Source organism: Neobacillus drentensis (genome assembly GCF_036965645.1).
GTDB classification, from domain to species: domain Bacteria; phylum Bacillota; class Bacilli; order Bacillales; family Cytobacillaceae; genus Neobacillus; species Neobacillus drentensis_D.
Genome location: NZ_JBALPZ010000120.1, coordinates 56,799 through 62,993, shown reverse-complemented (window position 1 = coordinate 62,993; position 6,195 = coordinate 56,799). Strand labels below are relative to the sequence as shown.

Sequence of the window (6,195 nt, the reverse complement as noted above, 5' to 3'; positions counted from 1 at the left end):
CATTTTCATCTTCATTTTCTTCATCTTTTTCTTCTTCGTCTTCATAATCTTGTTTGCTGATTTTATCTTGTTCTTCTTCCTCAGATTCCTCATTAAATATACTAATCTGTATATATTCTTTACCAGACATTATTATATCCCCCTCTAGGTATTCTGAACGATTCACCTGGAATTTTTAGCAATAAACGTTTTATATGCTATATTATACCTAAACACTTTACCTAAATAAATATCATTTAAGGGAAGGGTTCCCAATAGATTAGATTGCTTCCCTTTTTCCCAGGAGTAATGTTTATAACTTTAATAAGTGAGGAAAAACACCCTTTCTTATCAACTGAAAAAAATCACTTCAAAGGAAGTGATTTTTTAATTAATTCAAACACACCTATACGAAACGATCTCCAGCCATCCTTTCGCAAAGATGTTAAATCTAAGGCAAAATAGTCCTTTTAAATCATGTGATAAATTTTATCTGAAGCCATCAATAATTTAGTTAATTTTCAGTACAAATAGGGTCATATCCCATTTCTTCTAAGACCTCATCTGTTTTAAATATGGTTTCTTTGTTATTTAAACAGCTACTAACAATAAAATCTCTTTCATTTCTTAGATACAATTCGTTATGTCCTAGTTTTTTAAAAAAAAGGTTCATCTCGTCAAATGTCAACTCTAATCCAAATCCTAGATGTAATGCCCTATCTCTGCTTGGTTTTCTTTTACCCCTATAAATACTATAAAAGTAATCCTTGCCAATTGCTGCATCACGAATAACTTCTGCATGCTCTTCTCCATCCTCCCGCGACTAAAAGAACCCCATAATTATCGTCCAAATATGGTATGTCCATTCACTAATTTTGTTCATATTTATGAACATGTATTTATCACAATGAATATTAAGCGAAATTATGGAGAAGATAGGGTTAATCCTATCTTTTTTTACCTTAAAACTTAAAGTAAGGAGCTAAGTAATGGAACAGATGACTTTAATAAAAATCATGAATGAAATTGGCGAGACCAATCTCTTTTAAAACTAAAGGAAAATTTAATTTTACGAGTCTCAAGGTTTCTTATTCTAACCTGTAACCTTTATAACAAAGACTGGGATGAACCCTTTGAACTGTATTTTACTGTAATGAAAGGATCAATTACATATTTTAGAGCATCCAGTACCAATCGATTTTTATAAGAGAAGGATCAAATTTGGAGACTTTGTTTAACTTCTTCCTTTTACTCGTAGTTAATTTGAATGTGGTAACGTTGTTGATGAAGTGCCTTTATTAGAGGTTTATTATGGAAAGCATTACATTTGTTTTTACCTTACATAAAGAAAGCGTGTGTTGAATGTCAAGCATTGGGGAATAATGGATTTTCCTTTTGAGTTTAATAAAAATTTTTTTATAATTATTAGCACATACATTTGGAATTAATTTTCCGAAACCAAATGTCTTTAAATCTAATATATTAAACTTTGAATTAAATGAATAAATTATTAAAAAGGTTATAGTTCTAATAAAAAGGAATCCTTACTATTCGCCATTTTAAGATGCGTAATTTTTGATGGATCTATTATTATCTTTTTTCACTAATGGATTATGTATAAGTGGTTCTTGCGAGGAAGGAGAAAGTGTATGAGACTTCCAAGGAAAGTAAAATTTGCAGCCTTATACTTACGGAAAAGTCGTCAAGATTTAAAGTTAGAGAAATTAACCAATGAAGATACCCTGCAAGCACAACGGGTACTCTTGAGAAACTTTTTAAAGAATGCTCCCTTTCCATATCATACATTTGAAGAAATTGTAACAGGCTCCAGTCTTGAGAAAAGACATGAAATGAAAAGGATTATTGAGGGAATTAAACAAGAAAAGTATGATGCCATCGTCGTAAAGGACATTTCACGTTTAAGCCGTGGCAGCCAAAAAGATGCTGGAATTTTATATGAACTTTTGACCCAAAATGAAATTCTTATCATTACACCTGACCGCGTGATTAATTGCACGGATGAAAACGACCTTCGAATGTTACGGATGGAACTCTTTTTATTCCACGAAGAATGGCAAATCATCCGTGGAAGAATGGTATCTGGTAGAAAAGCCGCTGCTGAAAGAGGATTTTTTATCGGTGGTCCGATTCCCTATGGATTTCAATTGGATGCCAAAACTAAAACACTTATTCCAAAGGAAGGTGAAAAAGAGATTGTTGAACAGATTTTCAAATGGTATGCGGAAGATGGATATGGATATCAACGAATAGCTGATTTGTTAAATCAACAGCAAGTTCCTTCACCTGGAGGAAAACAATGGTTAAAAACTACCGTTAAAAGACTTCTATTAAATGAAAAGTATGTAGGCTATTCTATTTACGGCAAAACTAAATTAAAGGGTGAGAAAGCCAAATTGCAACCAAAAGACCAGTGGACGGTTGCTGAAATGAACAATCATATGATTGATGATGAGCTATTTAAAAGCGCACAGGAACGTATCCAATCCATTAAAGTTAAACATGACCCTAATCTTTATAAAAAAGTCCACCCCTTAAGCAAACTCGTAAAGTGTTCCGTTTGTGGGAAAAATATGATTAAACGGCATACAAAGAGCTATTATACCAATGTAAAAGGGGAAAAAAAATCCTATGTCCTTTATTTGCTCGGCTGTTGCCAAGGGAATATTTCTTATGAACGTGTTCTGGAACGAATTATCGATATTTTAAAAAACTTTGAAGACATAGATGAAAAGCTTCTTTTGGAAAAAATCGAGCAAAATGTTTCTGTTCCGAAACAGGAGCATTATTCATTACTTGCAATTGAGGAACTCCAAAAGCGATTAGAGAAACTTAGAAAGCTTCGTCTGCGCCTTTATGATGACTATGCGGAGAAAGGGATCATTGACCAAGATATATACCAAGCAAAAAACAATCAATATGTCCAACAAATCGAAGAAACCCAAGTAAAAATTGAAGAGATACAAAAACAAGAAGAAGTAAAAGATAAGCCTTTATCCATTGATTTGGAGCAATTCCAAAGGAAAATTGGAAGTGTTTTGGATACATTTGAATCAATAGAACCCCCTTTCCAGAATGAACTTTTACATTTTATTTTTGATCTTGTGGAGTTAACTATTACACATAGAAGGAAAGGCAAAAGATCGGAATTTGAGTTGCACGTTGTATTAAACCTCCCTTTTTTTCAATAAATTTTCAATAGCATAAAGTAGCAGACGCTAGTTTGTTTGCTGCCGCCATCGGGAAAGGGGCCGCGACACTTACTGCACTTGGGCAAATTGCTGCCATTTGGATCGGTGGCGGAACCCTTGTACCATGGGCCTTAATCCCAGCAGCAGCCATCTGTAAGGTCGACCCGTTTGAATTAGCGAGACGAAACCTAATCCCTGTAGTGGCTGGTCTAGTTGTAACAACCATAGTAGCAATGTTTCTTATCTAACATAAAGAGGCCGGCATTAGCTCGGCCTCTTCTTCGTATAACGTTTATTGAAGTATTGGTATAAGAATATCCAAATAGTTGCCCAAATAAATCCTAAGGCATAGCCGCCAAACACATCGGATGGATAATGGACTTGTAAAATGATCCGGCTAGCCCCAATTAGGAGTAATACTACTGAAGCAATAATGGCAATTAACCATTTGGCCGACCTTGACTGGATTTCCTCGATTAATAAATAGGCAACTGTAAAGTAAAGCACCATGCCAACCAATGCATGACCGCTGGGAAAACTATAGCTTTTAACATCAACCAGATGCTCTAAATCAGGTCTAGGACGGACAAACATATCCTTTAATACCTTATACACTTCATTCGCTAAGGCAAGTGATAGTGCGAGCATGGCAGCCCCTGCATAGTTCCGCTTTATTAAAAGGAGCCATACTAATATCACCAGCGCTAAAATGCCAATCCCTTTTTTATCTCCCAGTTCCGTTACATGAATGAAAAATGGAATTGCCTTATCGGGAACGTGTTTGAACAAATCCGCAACATAAGCGTCCATCCAAAAAGTACTGTGTAAAGCCACTTTAATAGAAGTAAATAAAGCCATTAAGAACGCAATTATTAGAAAAACAACCGATTTCTTTTTCAAAAACTCCCCCCCCAACCCTTATATCTCTCTGTCTGCAATACTTTTAAAAGTATAAAAAAAATAACCATAAAAATCTATATAATAGTGTTAAAAGTGTTAAAATTGTTTGAAAATACATTCTTTACTATGAACTATAAGGGGGATTATAGATGTTAAACAACTTGTTCACTAAATTAGAAGGGTACTATGATGAAATGATCTCTATCCGCCGCTACCTTCATCAGCATCCGGAATTATCTTTTCAGGAATATGAAACTGCAAAGTTTATTCAAGAATATTATAAAAAGTTAAATATAGAAGTAATAGGACAAGTCGGCGGCAATGGAGTAGTGGCAAAAGTTTATGGCAGAAAACCCGGTAAGACTGTTGCCTTGCGCGCGGATTTTGATGCATTACCTATTCAAGATGAAAAGGAAGTACCATACAAATCATTAGTCCCCGGCGTCATGCATGCCTGTGGTCATGACGGCCATACTGCCACCCTTCTTATTCTGGCAAAAACATTGCATGAGCTTAGAGATGAGTTAGCAGGAACCTTTGTTTTTATTCATCAACACGCCGAGGAATATGCACCAGGCGGAGCTGCAGCCATGATAGAAGCGGGCTGTTTAGAAGGAGTGGATGTCATTTTTGGGACACATCTTTGGGCAAGTGTACCGACAGGGACTATTCAATACCGAACAGGTCCGATGATGGCTGCAGCCGATCGATTTGAAATAGAGATTCTTGGGAAAGGCGGGCACGGGGCCCAGCCACATAAAACTCGAGATGCTATTGTGACAGCTTCACAGCTTGTCGTCAATCTGCAGCAAATTGTCAGCCGCAAGGTTAGCCCCGTTAATCCGGCTGTCGTTACGGTCGCTTCATTTATAGCAGAAAATGCCTTTAATGTGATTGCTGACAGAGCAAAGCTGACAGGGACCGTTCGAACATTTAATGAAGATCTCAGACAGTTTATTGAAGAAGAAATGGAAAGAATCATCCATGGCACTTGTTATGCATCAGGCAGTTCCTATCAGTTTGACTACTTTAGAGGTTACCCTCCTGTCGTGAACCATGAAAAAGAAACGGAGATTCTCATCCACTCTGCTCAGTTTGTATCTGAGGTCTCAATCATTGAAGAGACAGAACCAGAAATGGGCGGAGAAGATTTTGCCTATTATTTAGAAAAGGTTCCAGGCACCTTCTTTTTCACCGGAGCAAAACCAATTCGCGAAGAAGAGGGTTATCCACACCATCACCCTAAATTTGATATAGATGAAAAAGCGATGCTAATTGCTGCTAAAACCTTAGTTTCAGCCGCACTGAACGTCCAAAATAAATAATTATCCAGAAGCCCCAAACTTTATAGTTCAGGGGCTTTTTGCAGTAGTCTTAAACGATAACAATTCATCGCTGTGTCACCTAAGGTTTTTAGAAGATTATTATTGGCATAGGCACCAACGAAAGCTCCGATACCTGGAACAAGTTGAAAAAGCTTAGCAAGATCAATATAATCCCGGTATTCCTGCTGAAACTTACGCCAATCCATTTCGACGAGTTCCATTTTCCTCTGTTCCCAATGTTCAATTTCTGATAAGGTGTTTTTCCGAATTTCATCACTTGAAAAGGCTAATTGAAACACATGAAGAATAAATAATCGCTCTTCATATTTTTTTGTATCAAAACCATAAATAGATGCTGCTTCAAATAGAAGTTTCATTTTTATGGTAAGAAGTAAAGGGAAATCTGCAAGCCCCAGCAAAATTCCTCCTGCCCCTGTGCCCGCTCCTTCCACAATGGCCGTCTTTTGATAAACGGAAATCTTTTTGCGTACTAATTCATCTTTCTCAGCCAGGGTTAACTCGTTAGCCTCACCTCTATTAGTTGTGAGCTGTGAGCCGAATAATGTTGCCTTGACCATTGCTTTGATGCTGTCTGTCATCATTTCATGTACCTTTTCTGGTATCCATTCGTTTATTTTCACTTGTGCCTTTTTCGATAACCGATTCATCATACCTGAACGCCTGATCATTCTTCGCTTCCATTCTTCTACTTCTTCGTACACTTTTACTTCATATTCGTTCAATTGGACCAACTCCTCTCCTTTTTATTTTATGAATCTATA

General features: G+C 36.6%; 4 protein-coding genes and 1 pseudogene. 3 read left to right on the top strand and 2 right to left on the bottom strand.

All coding sequences use genetic code 11. The features are described 5' to 3' along the window. The first annotated feature begins 1,628 nt into the window (after window positions 1–1,628). Together V7266_RS21115 and V7266_RS21110 are read left to right on the top strand one after the other, a co-directional pair. Window positions 1,629–3,188 (top strand): recombinase family protein, encoded by a 1,560-nt coding sequence (locus V7266_RS21115; RefSeq protein WP_335470622.1) that lies wholly within the window; start codon window positions 1,629–1,631, stop codon window positions 3,186–3,188. A 26-nt stretch (window positions 3,189–3,214) separates the two neighbouring features. Continuing rightward, a pseudogene (locus V7266_RS21110) lies at window positions 3,215–3,436 on the top strand (hypothetical protein); the annotation flags it as partial. 16 nt (window positions 3,437–3,452) lie between these two features. Here the strand turns inward: V7266_RS21110 and V7266_RS21105 are convergent. After that, window positions 3,453–4,088, bottom strand: coding sequence for a phosphatase PAP2 family protein (locus V7266_RS21105; protein WP_335470620.1), 636 nt, complete (start codon window positions 4,086–4,088; stop codon window positions 3,453–3,455). A 149-nt stretch (window positions 4,089–4,237) separates the two neighbouring features. Between V7266_RS21105 and V7266_RS21100 the strand changes: the two genes are divergently transcribed. Then, window positions 4,238–5,413 (top strand): M20 family metallopeptidase, encoded by a 1,176-nt coding sequence (locus V7266_RS21100; protein WP_335470618.1) that lies wholly within the window; start codon window positions 4,238–4,240, stop codon window positions 5,411–5,413. Window positions 5,414–5,433: 20 nt separating this feature from the next. On the opposite strand, the gene V7266_RS21095 is transcribed toward V7266_RS21100, so the two are convergent. Continuing rightward, window positions 5,434–6,156 (bottom strand): EcsC family protein, encoded by a 723-nt coding sequence (locus tag V7266_RS21095; protein ID WP_335470616.1) that lies wholly within the window; start codon window positions 6,154–6,156, stop codon window positions 5,434–5,436. Window positions 6,157–6,195 lie beyond the last annotated feature (39 nt).

Coding starts and splice junctions, on each gene's coding strand:
- V7266_RS21115 (WP_335470622.1), top strand. CDS start 1,629: ATGAGACTTCCAAGGAAAGTAAAATTTGCAGCCTTATACTTACGGAAA.
- V7266_RS21100 (WP_335470618.1), top strand. CDS start 4,238: ATGTTAAACAACTTGTTCACTAAATTAGAAGGGTACTATGATGAAATG.